Annotated in this window: 8 protein-coding genes; 1 reads left to right on the plus strand and 7 read right to left on the minus strand. The window is 75.4% G+C overall.

Features of this window, described 5'->3' with window-relative positions; all coding sequences use genetic code 11:
* From ESG85_RS36460 to ESG85_RS32915, 3 genes are all read right to left on the minus strand, one after another.
* A partial coding sequence (locus tag ESG85_RS36460) for a non-ribosomal peptide synthetase (protein ID WP_246095503.1) occupies nucleotides 1-7,002 on the minus strand: 7,002 nt, incomplete at its 3' end.
* A gap of 47 nt (nucleotides 7,003-7,049) precedes the next feature.
* A complete protein-coding gene (locus ESG85_RS32910) occupies nucleotides 7,050-8,081 on the minus strand; it encodes a TauD/TfdA family dioxygenase (protein WP_128984872.1) in 1,032 nt (343 codons plus the stop codon).
* Nucleotides 8,082-8,089: 8 nt separating this feature from the next.
* Complete coding sequence (locus ESG85_RS32915) at nucleotides 8,090-8,302, minus strand: MbtH family protein (RefSeq protein WP_128984835.1); 213 nt, start codon at nucleotides 8,300-8,302, stop codon at nucleotides 8,090-8,092.
* An 87-nt stretch (nucleotides 8,303-8,389) separates the two neighbouring features.
* Here ESG85_RS32915 and ESG85_RS32920 point away from each other — a divergent pair, with 87 nt between their 5' ends.
* Nucleotides 8,390-8,608, plus strand: a complete 219-nt coding sequence (locus ESG85_RS32920) for a hypothetical protein (protein ID WP_128984836.1) — start codon at nucleotides 8,390-8,392, stop codon at nucleotides 8,606-8,608.
* Here the strand turns inward: ESG85_RS32920 and ESG85_RS32925 are convergent.
* The 4 genes from ESG85_RS32925 to ESG85_RS32940 form a co-directional block, all read right to left on the minus strand.
* Nucleotides 8,598-9,791 (minus strand): cytochrome P450, encoded by a 1,194-nt coding sequence (locus tag ESG85_RS32925; RefSeq protein ID WP_128984837.1) that lies wholly within the window; start codon nucleotides 9,789-9,791, stop codon nucleotides 8,598-8,600. The two genes, ESG85_RS32920 and ESG85_RS32925, sit on opposite strands and share 11 nt — an antisense overlap.
* Nucleotides 9,791-10,732: a thioesterase II family protein gene (locus tag ESG85_RS32930; protein WP_246095504.1), complete on the minus strand. Its 942-nt coding sequence runs from the start codon at nucleotides 10,730-10,732 to the stop codon at nucleotides 9,791-9,793. Before ESG85_RS32930 ends, ESG85_RS32925 begins: the two co-directional genes overlap by 1 nt.
* A complete protein-coding gene (locus ESG85_RS32935) occupies nucleotides 10,729-12,573 on the minus strand; it encodes a non-ribosomal peptide synthetase (protein ID WP_128984838.1) in 1,845 nt (614 codons plus the stop codon). The genes ESG85_RS32930 and ESG85_RS32935 overlap by 4 nt, the downstream gene beginning before the upstream one ends.
* Nucleotides 12,574-12,889: 316 nt before the next feature.
* Entirely contained in the window at nucleotides 12,890-17,392 is a 4,503-nt protein-coding gene (locus tag ESG85_RS32940; protein WP_246095506.1) for an amino acid adenylation domain-containing protein, read from the minus strand.
* Nucleotides 17,393-17,433: the final 41 nt, after the last annotated feature.

Here is a 17,433-nt window from a genome sequence, read left to right on the forward strand (position 1 = left end):
GGCCAGGGTCTCGCGCCAGTAGGCGAGCTGGCGTGCGGCGAGGCTGTCGGGGTCGGCCTCGTCGCCGAGGAGTTCGCGCTGCCAGAGCGCGTAGTCGGCGTACTGCACCGGCAGCGGCTGCCAGTCGGGCGTCCGGCCGTCGCGGCGGGCTCCGTAGGCGGTGGCCAGGTCCCGCAGCAGCGGGCCCATCGACCAGCCGTCGCCGGCGATGTGGTGCAGGGCGACGACCAGGACGTGCTCCTCGGGGGCGACTTCGAGCAGGGTGACCCGTACGGGAGGCTCGGCGGCGAGGTCGAAGGGGCGGCGGGCGGCTTGGTCGATGGCGGCGTCCACCGACTCGGGGGCGCAGTCGACCGGGTGCACGGGGAGCGGGGCGTCGGCAGGGGCGAGGATCAGCTGCCGGGGTTCGCCGTCGTGCTCGGCGACGACGGTGCGCAGGATCTCGTGGCGGGCGACCAGGTCGCCGAGGGCGAGCTCCAGGGCGGCCGGGTCGAGCGGGCCGGTGAGACGCAGCGCGAGCGGCATGTTGTAGAGGGCGCCGGGTCCTTCCATGCGGTCGATCAGCCAGAGGCGCCGCTGGGCGGAGGAGAGCGGGAGCCGTTCGGGGCGGTCGCCGGCGGTGAGCGCGAGCCGGGTGCCGCCGCCGTCCAGGCGCTGGGCGAGACCGGCCACCGTCGGCGCCTCGAACACGTCGCGGATGCCGAGCTCGGCGCCGAGCGCCGCACGTACCCGGCTGAGCAGCCTGGTGGCGAGCAGCGAGTGCCCGCCGAGGGCGAAGAAGTCGTCGTCGGCCGAGACCTGGCCGGTCAGGCCGAGCACCTCGGCGAACAGGCCGCAGAGGATCTCCTCGGAGGCCGTACGGGCGGTCCGGCCGCCGGCGGTCACCGCGAAGTCGGGGGCGGGCAGGGCGGAGCGGTCGAGCTTGCCGTTGACGGTGAGCGGCAGCGCGTCGAGCGTCACGAAGGCCGCCGGGACCATGTGGTCGGGCAGTGCGGCGGCCGCGTGGGCGCGCAGCGCGGCCGGGTCGAGCGGGGTGCGCGTGACGACGTGGGCGGCGAGGCGGGTGCCGGCCGCGCTGTCCGCGCCGTCGGTGTAGGGCAGCACCGCGGCCTGGAGGACGTCGGGGTGGGCGGTGAGGACGGTCTCGATCTCGCCGGGTTCGATCCGGAAGCCGCGCACCTTGACCTGGTGGTCGGTGCGGCCGAGGTACTCGATGCGTCCGTCGGGGCGGCGCCGGACGAGGTCGCCGGTGCGGTACATCCGCTCCCCCGGCGCGAACGGGTCGGCGACGAAGCGTTCGGCGGTCAGCGCGGGGCGGCCGAGGTAGCCGCGGGCCAGACCGTCGCCGCTCAGGTACAGCTCGCCGGGGACGCCGGGCGGCACGGGTCGCAGTCCGGCGTCCAGGACGTGGGCGCGGAGGTTGGGCAGCGGGCGGCCGATCAGGGGGCGCGGGTCGGCGTCGAGGCGGTGGTGGACGGCGTCGACGGTGCACTCGGTGGGGCCGTACATGTTGAGCACGACGGTGCCGGGGGCGGCGGCGAGGGTGGTCCACAGGCTCTGGCCGAGGGCCTCGCCGCCGACCATGAGGAGGGCGGGCGGACAGCGGTCGAGCAGGCCTTCCTCGACGAGGCGCTGGGCCTGGCCGGGGGTGGCGTCGACGACGTCGGTGCCGGTGGTCTCGGCGTGGCGGACGATCGCGGCGGCGTCGCGGCGCACGTCGTCGTCGAGCAGGTGGAGTTCGTGTCCCGCGACCATCCACAGCAGTGCTTCGAGGGCGGTGTCGAAGGACAGCGAGGCGATGGCGGCGAACCGGAACCTGCGGCCGGGGTGGGACTCCTGAGCGGCGGCGATGGTGACGTCGCGGTGGAAGGCGAGCAGGTTGGCGAGGCCGCCGTGGCGGACCACCACGCCCTTGGGCAGGCCGGTGGAGCCGGAGGTGTAGATGACGTACGCGGCGTGGGACGCCGTGAGGCGGACGGGCGGGGCGGTGGCGGGCCGGGCCGGGTCGTCCTCGGCGGCGTCGAGGACGGTGAGGCCGTCGAGGACGTCGGGCAGCGGCCAGCCGGCGGTGGTGAGCACGGCCGCCGGGCGGGCGTCGGCCAGCATGTGGGCGATCCGCTCCCGCGGGTACTCGGCGTCCAGCGGAAGGAACGCCGCACCCGCCTTGAGCACGGCGAGCAACGCGACCACGGACTCCGCCGAACGGGGCACGGCGAGCGCCACCACGTCCTCCGGACCGACACCGGAGGCGGTCAGACCGTGGGCCAGACGGTTGGCGCGGGCGTCGAGCTCGGCATAGGTCAGCCGGGTGTCCCCGAAGACCAGGGCGGTGTCGTCCGGGGTCGCGGCCGCCTGGGCGGCGAAGGCGTCCGGGACGAGGGTGCCGGTGCCGGGCCGGGTGGTGTCGTGCCAGGCGGCGAGCTCGGCGCGGCCGGTGTCGCCGAGGACGTCGAGTTCGGCGACGGGACGGTGCGGGTCGTCGGCGGCCTGGGCGAGGAGGCGGGTCAGGGCTTCGGCGAGCCGTTCGGCGGTGGTGCGGTCGAACAGGTCGGTGGCGAACTCGAGGCCGCCCTCCAGCCCGGCCGGGCTGCCGTCCGGGTGGTGGCGCTCGGAGAGGTTGAGGGTCAGGTCGAAGGCGGTGCTGGGCAGGCCGAGCGGCTCGTAGGAGGTGCGCGTGCCGGGGAACTCGGGGCCGCCGCCCGCGGTGTTGTCGAACGCGATCATGACCTGGAACAGCGGGTGCCTTGCCAGGGTGCGGACCGGGTTGAGTTCCTCGACGAGACGCTCGAACGGCACGTCCTGGTGCGCGTAGGCGGCGAGGGCGGACTCCCTCACCCGGGTGAGCAGTTCGGCGAAGGTGGGCCGGCCGCCGAGGTCGGTGCGCAGCACCAGGGTGCCGGCGAAGAAGCCGACGAGCTCGTCGAGGGCGGGGTCCAGGCGGCCGGCCAGCGGGGTGCCGACGGGCAGGTCGTCGCCGGCGCCGAAGCGGTGCAGGAGGGTGGCGTAGGCGGCCTGGAGCACCATGAAGAGGGTGACTCCGTGCGCGGCGGCCAGTCCGGCGAGCCGTGCGTGCAGTTCGGGGTCGAGCTCCAGTGGTACGACGTCGCCGCGGTGGCTCGCGACCGCCGGGCGCGGCCGGTCGAGCGGCAGCGGCAGCTCGTCCGGGAGGCCGGACAGGGCCTCGCGCCAGTAGGCGAGTTGGCGGGAGAGCGGAGATGCGGGGTCGGTGTCGTCGCCGAGCGTCCGGTACTGCCAGAGGGTGTAGTCGGCGTACTGGACGGGCAGCGGCTCCCAGGCCGGCGCCTCGCCACCGAGACGGGCGGTGTAGGCCTCGGCGAGGTCGCGGAAGAGCGGGCGCAGCGACCAGCCGTCGCTGGCGATGTGGTGCATGACCAGCAGGAGGACGTGCTCGCCGGGTGCGTCGGCCGATGCCGGCGCCTCGTGCCGCAGATAGGCGTGCAGCGGGATGTCGGCGGCGAGGTCGAAGGTGTGGCCGACGAGCTCCGGCAGCGGGCGGTCGGTGACGGTGAGCAGCGGGCCGGGGGCGGCGGGCAGGACGCGCTGGTACGGGATGCCGTCGTGGGCTCCGAAGACGGTGCGGAGCGCTTCGTGGCGGCCGACGACGTCGTGCAGCGCGTTCTCCAGGGCGGCCGGGTCGACCGGGCCGGTGAGCCGGAGGGCGAGGGTGACGTTGTAGGTGGTGGCGGGGCCCTCGGCCTGGCCGAGGAACCACAGCCGGCGCTGGGCGAAGGAGACCGGAAGCCGCTCGGGCCGGGGTTCCGGGCGCAGGGCGGGGCGGGCCGGTTCGGTGGCGAGCCGGGCGGCGAGGGCGGCGACGGTCGGGGCCTGGAAGAGGTCGCCGATGGCGAGTTCGGCGCCGAGTTCGGCGCGCGCCCGGCCGATGAGGCGGGTGGCGAGGAGGGAGTGGCCGCCGAGTTCGAAGAAGTCGTCGTCGATGGTGATGTCGTCGATGCCGAGGATCTCGCCGAAGAGTGCGCACAGGGTGTGCTCGCGTTCGTCGCGCGGGGCGCGGCCCGCGGTGTCGGCGGCGAGTTCGGGGGCGGGCAGGGCGCGCCGGTCGACCTTGCCGTTGGCGTTGAGCGGCAGGGCGGGCAGGACGACGACGGCCGAGGGGACCATGTAGCCGGGGAGTGTCGCGGCGGCGAACGCCTTGAGCTCGGCGTCGAGTTCGGTGTTCGCGTCGGACGCGGACTCGGGGACGGCGCAGTAGCCGACGAGGCGGATGTCGCCGGGGCGGTCCTCGCGCGGGACGACGATGACCTGGCGGACGGCCGGGTGGCGGGAGAGGACGGCCTCGATCTCGCCGGGTTCGATCCGGAAGCCGCGCAGCTTGACCTGGCCGTCGATCCTGCCGAGGAACTCGATCGCCCCGTCGGTCCGGCGGCGCACCAGGTCGCCCGTGCGGTACATCCGCTCCCCCGGCGCCGAGGGGTCCGCGACGAAGCGTTCGGCGGTGAGCGCGGGCCGGTTCCAGTAGCCGCGGGCCAGGCCGGCTCCCGCCACGTACAGCTCGCCGGGGACGCCGGGCGGTACGGGCCGGAGCCGGGCGTCGAGGACGTGGGCGCGCATGTTGTCGAGCGGGGCGCCGATCGGCGGCCGCGGGCCGGTCAGGTCGGCGGGCGTCAGCCGGTGGTGGGTGGCGAAGGTGGTGGCCTCGGTGGGCCCGTAGACGTGGGCGAGGAGCAGGTCGGGGCAGTGGTCGAGGACCCGCCGCATCAGGGTGCCGGAGGCCGCCTCGCCGCCGGTGCAGACGGTGCGCAGGGCGCGGAAGGTCTCGGGGGCCTGCTCGGCGACCAGGTCGAAGAGGGCCTTGGTGAGGAAGACGGCGGTGACCTGGTGCCGGGTGACGACGGCGTGCAGGGCGGCGGCGTCCGGGCTGCCGGGCGGGGCGACGACGACGGTGCCGCCGGACAGCAGCGGGGTCCACAGTTCGTAGGTGGCGGCGTCGAAGGCGTGCGGGGAGTGCAGCAGGATCCGGCGGTGCCGGCCGTCCTGCCAGCGGCGGTCGGCGGCGAGGTCGACGACGTCGCGGTGGCGGACGGCGACGCCCTTGGGCGTGCCGGTGGAGCCGGAGGTGAACATCACGTAGGCGAGCCGGTCCGGGTGGACGTCGATGCCCGGGTCGTGGTCGGGCGCGGCCGTCTCGTCGCCGGGCCGGACCACGGTGGCGGTGTGCGGGAAGCCGGGGTCGGCGCGGTCGGTGAGCAGGACGGGGGCGGCGGTGTCGGCGAGCAGTGCGGCCATCCGCTCCGGGGGCAGGCTCGCGTGCATCGGGACGTAGCAGCCGCCGGCCTTGAGGACGGCCAGGGTGGCGACGACCAGGTCGACGGAGCGTTCCATCAGGAGCGCGACCGGGGACTCCGGGCCGACGCCGGAGGCGATCAGGTGGTGGGCGAGCCGGTTGGCGCGGGCGTCCAGCTCGGCGTAGGTGACGGTGCCGCCGTCGTGGGCGAGGGCCGTGGCGGCCGGGGTGCGGGCGGCCTGGGCGGCGAACAGCTCGGGCAGCGAGCCGTGCGGGACGGGCGCGGCGGTGGCGTTCCAGTCCTCGCGGAGTCGGTCGTGCTCCTCGGGCGCGAGGACGTCGAGGGTGCCGATGGGCGCCTCGGGGTCGGCGGCCGCGGCGGCGAGGAGCCGGCCGAGGCGCTCGAAGAGGGTGGTGACGGTGGCGCGGTCGTAGAGGTCGGCAGCGTACTCGACGGAGCCGCTGAGGCCGGCCGGGGCGCCGTCGGCGGTGCGCCGTTCGGTGATGCCGATGTTGAGGTCGAACTTGGCGACGCGCAGGCCGAGCGGCTCGGGCTCCGTCTCCAGGCCGGGCAGGCCGAGTTCGCCCTCCTCGTGGTTCTGCAGGACGAGCAGGGTCTGGAACAGCGGGTGGCGGCCGAGGGCCCGGACCGGGTTGACCTCCTCGACGAGCCGCTCGAACGGCACGTCCTGGTGGGCGAAGGCGTCGAGCTGGGACTCCCGTACGCGGCGGAGGAGTTCGGCGAAGGCCGGGTCGCCGGAGGTGTCGGTGCGCAGCACCAGGGTGTTGACGAAGAAGCCGACCAGGTCGTCGAGCGCCTCGTCGGAGCGGCCGGCGACGCCGGTGCCGAGCGGGATGTCGGTGCCGGCACCGAGCCGGGTGAACAGCGCGGCCAGACCGGCCTGGAGGACGGAGAACAGGGTGGTGCGGTGCCGGCGGGCGAGCTCGGTGAGGGCGGCGTGCAGCTCGGGGCCGTAGTGGAACGGCACGGCGTCCGCGGCGCCGGTCGGCGCGGGCGGCCGGGGCCGGTCGACGGGCAGCTCCAGCTCCTCCGGCAGGCCGGACAGGGCTCCCCTCCAGTAGTCGAGCTGACGGCTCATCAGACTGTCGGGGTCGGTCTCGTCGCCGAGGAGGTCACGCTGCCAGAGCGCGTAGTCGGCGTACTGCACCGGCAGCGGCTCCCAGTCGGGGGCGCGGCCGCCGAGGCGGGCGGAGTAGGCGGTGGCGAGGTCGCGCAGCAGGGGGCCGAGCGACCAGCCGTCACCGGCGATGTGGTGGAGCACGACGAGCAGCACGTGCTCCGCGGGCTCGGCGGGCTCGGTCGGGTGCGGGCAGGGTCCGCCGGCGGTGGCGACGGCGGGTGTGGCGGTGGCCGTGGCGGCCGGTGTGAGCGAGAAGACCGTGACCCGGATGGGCAGTTCGGTGGCCAGGTCGAAGGTGCGGGCGGCGGCCCGGTCCCGCAGGTCCGGGTAGTCGCCGGCCGTGCAGCGGACCGGCGTGAAGGCGATCTCCGCCTCCGCGGACGGCAGGATCCGCTGCACCGGCACGCCGTCGGCCACCGGGAACACGGTGCGCAGGGCCTCGTGCCGGGCGACCACGTCGGCCGTGGCCGCGCGCAGCGCGTCGAGGTCGAGCGCGCCGCGCAGGCGGACCGCGAACGGCAGGTTGTAGAGCGCGGTCGGCCCTTCGATCTGGTCGATCAGCCAGAGACGCTGTTGTGCGTACGAAACCGGGATCACGGTGCTTCCTCTGCTCACGTCACGGCGTGGTGGGTGGTCGGATCGCCTCAGGCGGGGACTGCGGTCGGCGCGGTGGACGGGCCCGCCGTGCGCGCGGCGGTGGGGTCCACCGTGGGCCGGCAGTCCAGGAGGTCCACGGGGCGGCCCATCGCGACGGCGATCTTCCGGTCGCCGCGGTACGGGTCGCGGCCGTGCGCGCAGAGCACGTTGTCGACCAGCATCACGTCGCCGACCTGCCAGGTCTCGCGGACGGTGGCGGCGTCGTAGGCCGCGTTGAGGGCGTCCACGTCCTCCCGGGACAGCGGCTCGCCGTCGCCGAAGCCGGTGTTGAACGGCAGGCCGTCCGGGCCGAACTCGTCGACCATGGCCTCCCGGATGTCCGGGTCGAGCGACCACTCGTTCCAGAACGCCAGGTGGTTGAACCAGACCTCCTCGCCGGTGTGCGGGTGGTGGATCGTGGCCGAACGCAGCTGGCTCGTGCGGAGGTTGCCGTCGGTCTGCCACTCCCAGGAGATGCCGTTCTCCCGGCAGTACGCCTCGACGTCGGCGCGGTCCTCGGTGGCGAAGGCGGTGCGCCAGCCGAGGGAGACGTAGTCCGAGTAGGTGCGGGTGAGCGTCCAGCCGGAGCTCCGGCCGCGGGCCGCCAGGTGGTCGGGAAGCCCGGCGAGGACCTTGCGGACGTCGGCGGTCGGGGTGGCGCCGCCGCTCTCGGGCGCGGTGAGGCAGGCGAAGAGCAGCCGTCCGGGGAAGGTCAGCGTGTAGCTGTTCTCGTTGTGCATCCGGATCGGCTGGGCGGGAGGCAGGTCGGTGGACGAGAAGACACCGTCACCGAAGTCGCTGCGCGGGGTGGCCTTCTCCCGGTACGGGGTGGGCTCGGGTATCAGCACGTCGCGGACGGCGGCGACGTCGGCGGGCTGCGCGACCGGCAGGCCGCGGAGGAAGATCGTGCCGTGCTCGTGCAGGGCGGCGGTGAGCGCGGTCTCGTTCTCGCGCAGCCAGGCGCAGGCCTCGGCGAGGCCGGCGGTGGGCGGCACGTGGGCGAGGGCCGGGCGGCCGGGGTTCAGCTCCCAGGTCGGCATGGCGGCGCTCACCGCTGGTCGAGGGTGGCGAGCAGGCTCGCGGGGCGGATGTCGGTCCAGTTGGCCTCGATCCAGTCCAGGCACTCCTGGCGCGGGGCCTCGCCGTGGACGGTGGTCCAGCCGGCGGGCACGTCGATCCAGACCGGCCAGAGCGAGTGCTGGTTCTCGTCGTTGACCAGGACCAGGTAGCCGGCGTTGTCGTCCTCGAACGGGTTGCTCATGGTGGTCTCCGTAGGGTGATCGGTGATCCGGGGTGCGATTCGAAGGTAGGTGTGCCGGGGCGGCGGGAGCGGCACAAGCTCCGGCAGGTGAGCGGCAGTTGGCCCACTGCCGGAGGGTCCGGCGGGTGGGTCGTCCGCGGGGCGGGCGGCGTGGCCGGCGCACCGCTCGCGGGGCGGCCGGGCGGGCGGCACGTCGAGCGGCGGCTCCCCGGCGGAGGGCTCCCCGGCGGAGTGCTCATCGAGGGACGGCACGTCGACGGGCGGCTCCCCGGCGTGCGGCTCATCGAGGGACGGCTCATCGGCTGACGAGGCGCACCGGGAAGCGGTCGAGACCGAAGTTGATGATCGAGTGGTTGTGCTCGACCGGCCCGGTCGGCTCGATGCGGACGGTCTTCTCCAGGGCGGCCGTGTACAGGGCGCTGAGCTCGGCCTTGGCCAGCGGGGCGCCGATGCAGTAGTGGGCGCCGAGGCCGAGCGCCAGGTGCTTGTTGGGCGAGCGGTCGAGCAGGATCTCCTCGGGCCGTTCGAAGGCCTCCGGGTCACGGTTGGCGGACCACACCCACACCGCGACCCGGTCGCCGCGCCGGATCCGCCGGCCGCCCAGTTCGATGTCGCGGGTGGCGGTGCGCAGGGTGTGCAGGCCGACCGAGGTCCAGCGCAGCAGCTCGTCCACGGCGGAGTCCATGGACACCTCGCCCTGCTGGAGCTTCCGCCACAGGTCGGGGCGCTGGACGAGGGTGTACAGGCCCATCGCGGCGGTGTGGCGGACCGTCTGGACGCCGCCCACGACGATGTTGTCCAGGTTGAGCACGACGTCCTCGACCGGCAGGAGCCGTCCGCCGACCTTGTACGTGGCCATCATGGAGATCAGGTCGTCGCGGGGGTCGGAGCGGCGCAGCATCACCTGGTGCAGGAGGTACGGGATCAACTGCTGGTGGCCGGCCCGGCGTTCCTCGGGCGTGCGGCCGAGGAAGGCGACGTCGCAGACCCGTACCACCATGTCGCGGTCCTTCTCGGGCACGTCGAGCAGGTCGCACATGACGGCGAGCGGCAGCGCGGAGACCACGTCGACGAGGTCGGCCTCGCCCTGCTCGACGGCCCGGTCGAAGAGCTCACCGGCCCGCTCGGTGATGGAGCGGGCGGCGCCCCGCACCCCGTTCTTGGAGAAGAACGGATTGGCGGGGGCGCGCAGTTCGCGGTGGCGGGGCGGGTCGGTGAGGGCCATCATCCGGCCCGATCCGACGGGCACGTTGCCCTCGCCTGCGCCGAGGAGCGAGCCGGACTCCGAGCTGAACGCGGCGGCGTTGCGGAGCACGTCCGCCGACTCCTTGTAGGTGAGCACCGACCAGACGGGCCCGTCGTCGACGGTGTCGGTGAGGTGGACGGGTGCCTCGCGGCGCAGCTCGGCGACGAGTTCCGGGGTGTCGGGCCGGGCCCACAGGGCCGGGTCGGTGAGGTCGACGGCGGTGGTGGCGGTGAGGGTCGGCATCAGTGCTCCCTGGGGGCGGTGGCGCACGGGGCGGGGGTGGCGGACGGGGCGGGGGTGGAGGTGGTGGCAGGGCCTGCGGTGTTCTCGGAGCCGTGGGCGGCGGCGGGCGGCGCGGCGGCCGGGCGGGAGGTGGCCGCCGCCGGTGCGGAGGCCTGCCGGCGCGTCAGGAGTGAGGTCAGGAGGTCGACCGGTCCCGGTCGGTCGACGGTGGCGAGCAGGTGCCCGCCGGGTACGACGCGGTGGCCGAAGGCGCCTTGGGTGTGGGCGGCCCAGCCGGTGAGGCCGGTGGTGGCGAGCATCGGGTCGTCGGCGCCGGCCAGGGCGTGGAGGGCGGAGCGGAGCGGCGCGTGCGGGCGGTGCCGGTAGGTGGCGCTGACGGCGAGGTCGGTGCGGATGGTGCCGAGGGCGAGTTCGGCCAGGTCGGGATCGGCGCCGACCAGCTCGTCCAGGCCGGTGAGCCGGAGGAGTTCGGCCGCGTCCAGGCTGCCGGTCTCGCGTTCCTCCCACTCGGCGGGACTCGGCGCGCCGGCCACGACGACCAGCTCGGGGCGGCGGTCGGCGGGCAGGGCGCGGGCGACCTCGTAGGCGAGCAGGGCGCCGAAGCTCTGCCCGTAGAAGGCGAACCTGCCGCCCTCGCCGCCGGTCAGGTGCGGGGCCAGCGCCTCGGTGACGGCGGCCACCAGGGCGTCGAAGTCGGGCGGCATCGGGTGCCGGCTGCGGCCGCCCCTGGCCGGCGGGCGCAGCGCCCACACCTCGGCGGCGGGGGCGAGGGCGCGGGCCAGCGGGGTGTACGCGGTGGCGTCGCCACCGGCGTGCGGGAAGCAGAACAGGCGGACGGGGCGGTGCTGCTGGGGCGCGGGCACCAGCAGCCAGTCGCCCTCGACGCGGGGGCGGGCGGTCCGGGGAGCCGGCGTGCCGAACGCGGTCGTCAGGGTGGTCATCGGACGGCCGCCCGGCGGGCGGTGAGCGCGGGGCGCGCGGCGGCGGGACCGGCCGCGGCGGCGCGGCGGACGGCGGCGGTGAAGTCGGCGAGGTCGACGGCGTCGAGGAGGTGCCGGAGCTGGAGCTCCACGCCGAGCTTGCGGCGCAGGAGGTGGACGACGCGGAGGGCGGCGAGCGAGTGCCCGCCGAGGGAGAGGAAGTCGTCGGTCGGCTCGACGGCGGGCACGCCGAGCACGGTGCGCCAGACCTCGGCGACCTGCTCGTCCACCGCCCCGGGCGTGTCCGGTGCGGCGGCGTTCTCCGCGAGGGCGTCGGAGGGGGCGGGCAGGGCGCGGTGGTCGACCTTGCCGTTCGGGGTGAGCGGCAGGGCGTCGAGCACGGTCAGGGTGGACGGCACCAGGTGGGCGGGCAGGGTGCGGCGGAGCTCGGCCAGCAGGTCGGAGGGGCGGCGGGCCGCGACCGCCTGCTCCCCGCCCGCGGCGCCGGTGACGTAGCCGGCCAGGCGCAGGTCGCCGGGCGCGGCCTCGTGCACGGTGACCGCGGCGGCCGTGACGCCGCCGAGGGCGGCGAGCGCGTGCTCGACCTCGCCCAGCTCGATCCGGAAGCCGCGCAGCTTGACCTGGCGGTCCACCCGGCCGACGTACTCCAGCAGTCCGTCGGCGGAGCGGCGGGCCTGGTCGCCGGTGCGGTACATCCGCGCACCGGGCTCCGGGGCGAACGGGTCCGCGACGAACCGGCCAGCCGTCAGACCCGCGTGGCCGGGGTATCCGTGGGCGAGGCCGGGTCCGGCCAGGTACAGCTCGCCGACCGCACCGGCGGCCGTCACCGGCCTGAGCCGGTCGTCGAGGAGGTGCGCGCGGACGCCGGGCAGCGGCTCGCCCAGGTGCGGGCCGGGACCGGAGATGGGCGTGGTGATCGCGTCGACGGTGCACTCCGTGGGGCCGTACAGGTTGAGCGCGTCGATCCCGCCGTCGGCCAGCTCGCGCCAGGTGCGGGCGGGGACGGGCTCGCCGCCCATGAAGAGGCGCGGCACCCGGGCGCCGGCCAGCGGCTCCCGGAGCAGCTGCCAGTGCGAGGGCGTCAGGTCGAGGTCGGTGACGCCGTTCTCGGCGAGCAGCCGTACGAGAAGGGCGGGTTCGGCGCGCCGGGCGTCGTCGATCACCACGAGGGTGTCGCCGCGGCAGATGCGGATCCACTGCTGGACGGAGGCGTCGAAGGAGACGCTGGCGTTCCAGGCGACGACGCCCGGCTCCGGCCGGTAGGCCCCGCTGCCCTCCAGGGCGGCGGCGAGGTCCGCGACGGCGCCGTGCGACACCTCGACTCCCTTGGGGCGGCCGGTGGAGCCGGACGTGTAGATGACGTACGCGGAGTCGAGCGGGTGCGGCGTGAAGGCCGCCGCCGGTGCGCCCGCCGCGTCCGGCCGGATCACCGGGACGCCCTCCGGTACGGGCGGCGCGGCGTCGGCGCTGACCACGGCGGCGAGCCGCGCGTCGGCGGCCATGAAGCCGATCCGCTCGGCCGGATAGGCGGGATCGAGCGGCACGTACGCCGCGCCCGCCCGCCAGACGGCGAGCAGCGCGACGGGCAGGTCGGAGGTACGGCCGAGGTGCACCCCGACCCGGTCCCCGCGCCGCACTCCGGCGGCTCGCAGGGCGCCGGCCAGCGCGGCGGTGCGACGGTCCAGCGCGGCGAAGTCGAGGTCGCCGTCGACGGCGTGCACGGCGGGCCGCGCGGGATGCGCGGCGACCGCGTCACGGAGCCGGGCCAGCAGGTCGGGGGCGGTGGTGTCGGCGGCGGACACGGCGGCCGCGGCGGTGGCAGGCTCGGCGTAGGTGGTCATGCGAGGGCACTCCTTGGTGGTCGGTGCTGAGAGGTGAATGAGCGCGGAGGGAGGGACGTGGGTTGTTCGCGCGGGTGGACCCAGGGCCGGGTGGACCCAGGGCCGGGCGGTCCCAGGGCGGGCGGCTCGAGGGCCGGGCGTCCCGGAATCGGGGGCCCGGGGGCCGGGTGGCCGCCCTGGAGCGGGCCGCCGCGGGACCGGGCCGCCCCGGGACCGGGCGGTGCGCCCGGGATCAGGTGGCCCGGGGGCCCGGGGCCCCGGGATCGGGCGGACCGCCCGGGATCAGGTGACCCCGAGGGCCGGTGGACCCGTCGGGTCAGACGTCGTCCGCCAGGCGCCGTAGCGCTTCCTCGTACGCGTCCATGAACTCCTCCGCCGTCGTGTCGTCCACCACCGCGCGCTGGTGGTCGACGGCGAGCAGGACGCGGTCCGAGACGGGGTCCTGGATCAGGGAGGCGCCGAAGGCGAAGCTGTTCGGCTCGTGGCGGAGGGTGGGTTCGCAGCCGATGCGGGCGTCCTCGATGCGGGCGGCGCTGAGGCGGCCGAGGGCGTGGAAGCGCAGGTAGCCGAACTGGCTGTCGAGGGCGGTGTCGGCCATCATGCGGGCCAGGCGGGCGAACGGGACCCGGCGGTGCGGCATCACGTCCAGTTCCTCGCGGTGGACGTGGCGGACGAGCGCCGCCAGGTCGTCCCCGGGCTCGGCGACGAGGGGGACGGTGTTGAGGAACAGGCCGTACACCTCGGTGCCGCCGAGCCGTTCGAGCCGGCCGTTCATGGCGAGGCCGGTGGTGACCCGGCGCCGTCCGGTGATCCGGGCGAGGGCGTGGAGGTGGGCGGCGAGCGCGACCGACTTGACCGGGACGGCGAGGGCGTCGGCGACGGCGCGCAGCTGTCCGGGGGCGTCGGGCAGCACCCGCTCCACCGTGCGCGGCAGTTCGTGGACGTCCTCGCTGCCGGGCCAGAGCTGGCCGGTGGCGCCGTCGAGCCGTTCCCGCCAGTACGCGAGCGACTCCGGGTCGGCGGCGGCGTCGCGTTCCACGGCGACGAAGTCGCGGAAGGAGGTGCGGGGCGGCGGCGTGGGCGCGGAGGACGGGTCGGCGGCGAGCGCGGTGTGCCGTTCGAGGATCTCGGTGAGGAGCGAGGTGAAGCTCCAGCCGTCGAGGATGGCGTGGTGCTCGGAGATGGTGAGCTGGAAGGCGTCGTCGGCGAGCCGCTGCGCGGTGATCCGGAACAGCGGTGGCGCGGTGAGGTCGAACGGCCGGTCCCTGTGGTGGGCGAAGACGGCGCGGATCCGTTCGTCCTGCTGCTCCGGGCTCGCGCCGCGCAGGTCCGCGAACTCGACCGGTGCGGGGAGTGTGCCGTGGACGAGCTGGAGCGGCTCGCCGTAGCCGGAGAGGTCGAGTCCGGTGCGCAGGACGGCGTGCCGGGCCAGGGCCTCCTCGACCGAGCGGCGCAGGGCGGTCTCGTCGAGGTCTCCGCCGATGCGGTAGGAGTTGACGTTGTGGTAGCTGTCGGTGCCGCCGGCGACCTCCATGTGGAAGACCATGGAGAGCTGCATGGAGACCATGGGGTAGGCGTCGACGATCCCGGGCGGGAGGTCGGCCCGGTCCTCGTCGTCGATCAGCGCGAACGGCCGGCCGGCGTCGGGGTCGGTGGCCACCGGGCGGGCCAGTGGCAGGAGTTCGGCGACGGTGGGGGCGTTGAAGACGTCGCGCAGGGTGACCTGCCAGCCTCGGTCGTGCAGGGCGCCGGCGAGCTGGACGGCGCGGATGGAGTCGCCGCCGAGGTGGAAGAAGTCGTCGTGGACGCCGATGCCGGCGACGCCGAGCACGTCGGTCCAGACGGCGGCGAACAGCTCCTCCTCCGGGGTGCGCGGCTCGACGTGCCGGCCGCCGGCGGTGGCGGCCGCGGCCCGGTCGGGTGCGGGCAGCGCGGCCCGGTCGACCTTGCCGTTGACGGTGAGCGGGATCGCGTCCAGGACGGTGACGGTCGCCGGGATCATGTACGCGGGCAGGGTGCGGCCGAGGAAGTCCCGCAGGTCGTGGGGCTCGGCGGACGCGCTTCCCGTGACGTACGCGGCGAGGCGGTCCTCGTGGACGGTGACCACGCACGCGTCCACGTCGGGATGGGCGGCGACGGCGTTCTCGATCTCGCCGAGTTCGATCCGGAAGCCGCGCAGTTTCACCTGGAAGTCGGCGCGGCCGACGTATTCGAGACCGCCGTCGGGGAGCCGTCTGGCGACGTCGCCGGTGCGGTAGAGCCGGGCGCCGGGCGGGCCGTACGGGTCGGCGACGAAGCGGCCGGCGGTGAGGCCGGGGCGGCCCCAGTAGCCGTGGGCGAGACTGCCGCCGCCGATGTAGAGCTCGCCGGGGACGCCCGGCGGGCAGGGCCGCAGCCAGTCGTCGAGGACGAGGGCGGTGAGGTGGGGCATGGGTGCGCCGACCAGGCTGCGTGCGAAGCCGGCGCCGCCTTCGGCGACGTCGTGGACGGTGACGTGCACGGTGGTCTCGGTGATGCCGTACAGGTTGCAGAGCCGGGCGGGCGGCAACGGGTCGAGTTCGTGCCAGCGCTGGACGACCGCCGGGTCGAGCGCCTCGCCGCCGAGCATGATCCAGCGCAGTGCGGGCAGTTCGCGCGGGCGGCGGCGCAGCGCCGGTTCGAGCTGGCGGAGGGCGGACGGTGTGAGGCACAGGTGGGTGACCGCTTCCTCGTCGAGGAGTCCGGCGAACTCGTCGGGTGAGCGGCTGGTGAGGTAGGGGACGACGATCAGGCGGCCGCCGTGCAGGAGGGCGCCCCACAGCTCCCAGACGGTCCAGTCGAAGGCGTAGCTGTGGAAGAGCGTCCAGGCGGTGTCGGGCCCGAAGCCGAAGTGGTCGCGGCCGGAGTCGAGGAGGCGGCTGACGTGCTCGTGGGCGACGCCGACGCCCTTGGGGCGGCCGGTGGAGCCCGAGGTGAAGATGAGGTAGGCGAGGTCGCCGGGGCGGCCGGCGGCGGGCGGTCTGACGGCCGGGCGGGCGGCGGTCTCCGCGCCGGCGGCGGTGAGGTCGAGGGTCTGCCAGGGGCCGTCGGGGGCCCGGTCGGGCCGGTCGGTGAGGACGAGGGTGACGGCGGTGTCGCCGAAGACGAGGGCAGCGCGGTCGGCCGGGGCGGCCAGGTCGACGGGCACGTAGGCGGCGCCGGTCTTGAGGACGGCGAGGACGGCGGCGGGGACGGCGGCGGTGCGTTCGAGGAGCAGGCCGACCCGGTCGCCCGGGCGCACTCCGCGGTCGATCAGGGTGTGCGCCAACTGGTTGGCGCGGGTGTCGAGTTCGGCGTACGTGAGGGTGACCTGGCCGTCGCTCACGGCGGGCCGGTCGCCGTACGCGTCGGCGGCCCGCTCGAAGAGGTGGTGGAGGCAGTGGCCCGGGTCGAGCCGTGCGGAGCGGTGGGGCCGGTCTTCGGTGGTGAGCCGGAGGACGGTGGCGTCCGGGTCGCCGAGGGCGGCGTCGAGGAGGCCCGCGTAGTCGGCGGCGAGCCGGCGCACGGTGTCGGCGTCGAAGAGGTCGCTGCTGTACTCGGCCTCGCCGCGCAGTTCGCCCGGGCACCCACCGTCGGCGCCGGTGCTGTCGAAGACGGACCAGGTGAGGTCGAACTTGCTGGTGCCGTTGGAGCGGGCGCGCCGCACGGCGGTGGCGGCGCCGAGCACGAGTGGCCTGGGGTCCTCGGCGTGGGCACCGAACACCACCTGCACCAGCGGCGGGTGCTGCGGGTTGCGGGCGGTGCCGAGCAGGTCGACCAGCTGGTCGAAGGGGACGTCGAGGTAGCCGAAGGCGTCGAAGGCGCCGTCCTGGACGTCGGCGAGCAGCCCGCGGAAGGTGGCGTCGGGGGCGAGCCGGACGCGCAGCGGCAGCAGGTTGACGAAGTATCCGAGCAGATCGGCGAGTTCGGGCCGGTCGCGGGTGGTGACGGGGGTGCCGACGATCAGGTCGTCGGCACCGGTCCAGCGGTTCATCAGGAGGGCGAAGGCGGCGAGCTGGACGGTGAACGGGGTGACGCCTTCCTGTTCGGCGAGTGCGCGGACCCGGGCGGCGGTGCCGGGCGCGAGGTCGAAGGGTTCGGTGGCGCCGCGCGGGCTGCGCTCGGCGGGCCGCGGCCGGTCCCCGGGCAGTTCCAGGAGGGTGGGGGCGCCGTCGAGGCTGCGCTTCCAGTGGGCCAGGTGCTCTTCGTACGAGGTGTGCCGGCCTTCCTCTGCCCAGTCGGTGTAGCGGGTGGTGAGCACCGGCAGCTCGGGCACCCGCTCCGCGCCCAAGGCAGCGTGGAACGTGGCGAGTTCGCGTTCGAAGAGTTCGGCGGACCAGCCGTCCCAGACGATGTGGTGGACCACGAAGAGGAGGGTGGTGCGGTCGTCGGCGAGCCGGAAGGCGTCGGCGCGCAGCAGCGGTCCGGTGGTCAGGTCGAAGGGTGCGGCGGCCCGCTCGGCGATCAGCTCCTCGGCGCGCGCGGCCCGTCGGTCCTCGGGCAGGTCGCGGAGGTCGGTGACGGCGAGCGGCACGGCGAGGGTGGGGTGGACGCGCTGGCGCGGGCCGTCCTCGCCCAGCTCGAAGGTGGTGCGCAGCGCCTCCTGGCGGGCGACGACGCCGTCGAGGGCCCGCTGGAGCAGGGCGAGGTCGAGCGGGCCAGTGACGTCGTACGTCCAGGGTGTGGTGTACGTGGCGTCCTGCGGGTTCCACCGGTCGAGGAACCAGAGTCCGCGCTGGAGGCCGGAGACGGGCGCGGTACGGGAGGAGCCGGCCGGGGGCGTGTGCGGCGGCGCTGCGGGCAGGTCGGCGGACGGGCTCACGGCCTCGTTCCCTTCGGTCGGCGGGCGTGGCGTGGGGGCCT

It is taken from the genome of Streptomyces roseicoloratus, assembly GCF_004117935.1.
Classification (GTDB): domain Bacteria; phylum Actinomycetota; class Actinomycetes; order Streptomycetales; family Streptomycetaceae; genus Streptomyces; species Streptomyces roseicoloratus.

What these genes read in the sequence shown, in the direction of transcription:
- ESG85_RS32910 (WP_128984872.1), bottom strand. Translation starts at nt 8,081, where the DNA reads ATGCCGACCTGGGAGCTGAACCCCGGCCGCCCGGCCCTCGCCCACGTG.
- ESG85_RS32925 (WP_128984837.1), bottom strand. Translation starts at nt 9,791, where the DNA reads ATGCCGACCCTCACCGCCACCACCGCCGTCGACCTCACCGACCCGGCC.
- ESG85_RS32915 (WP_128984835.1), bottom strand. Translation starts at nt 8,302, where the DNA reads ATGAGCAACCCGTTCGAGGACGACAACGCCGGCTACCTGGTCCTGGTC.
- ESG85_RS32930 (WP_246095504.1), bottom strand. Translation starts at nt 10,732, where the DNA reads ATGACCACCCTGACGACCGCGTTCGGCACGCCGGCTCCCCGGACCGCC.
- ESG85_RS32935 (WP_128984838.1), bottom strand. Translation starts at nt 12,573, where the DNA reads ATGACCACCTACGCCGAGCCTGCCACCGCCGCGGCCGCCGTGTCCGCC.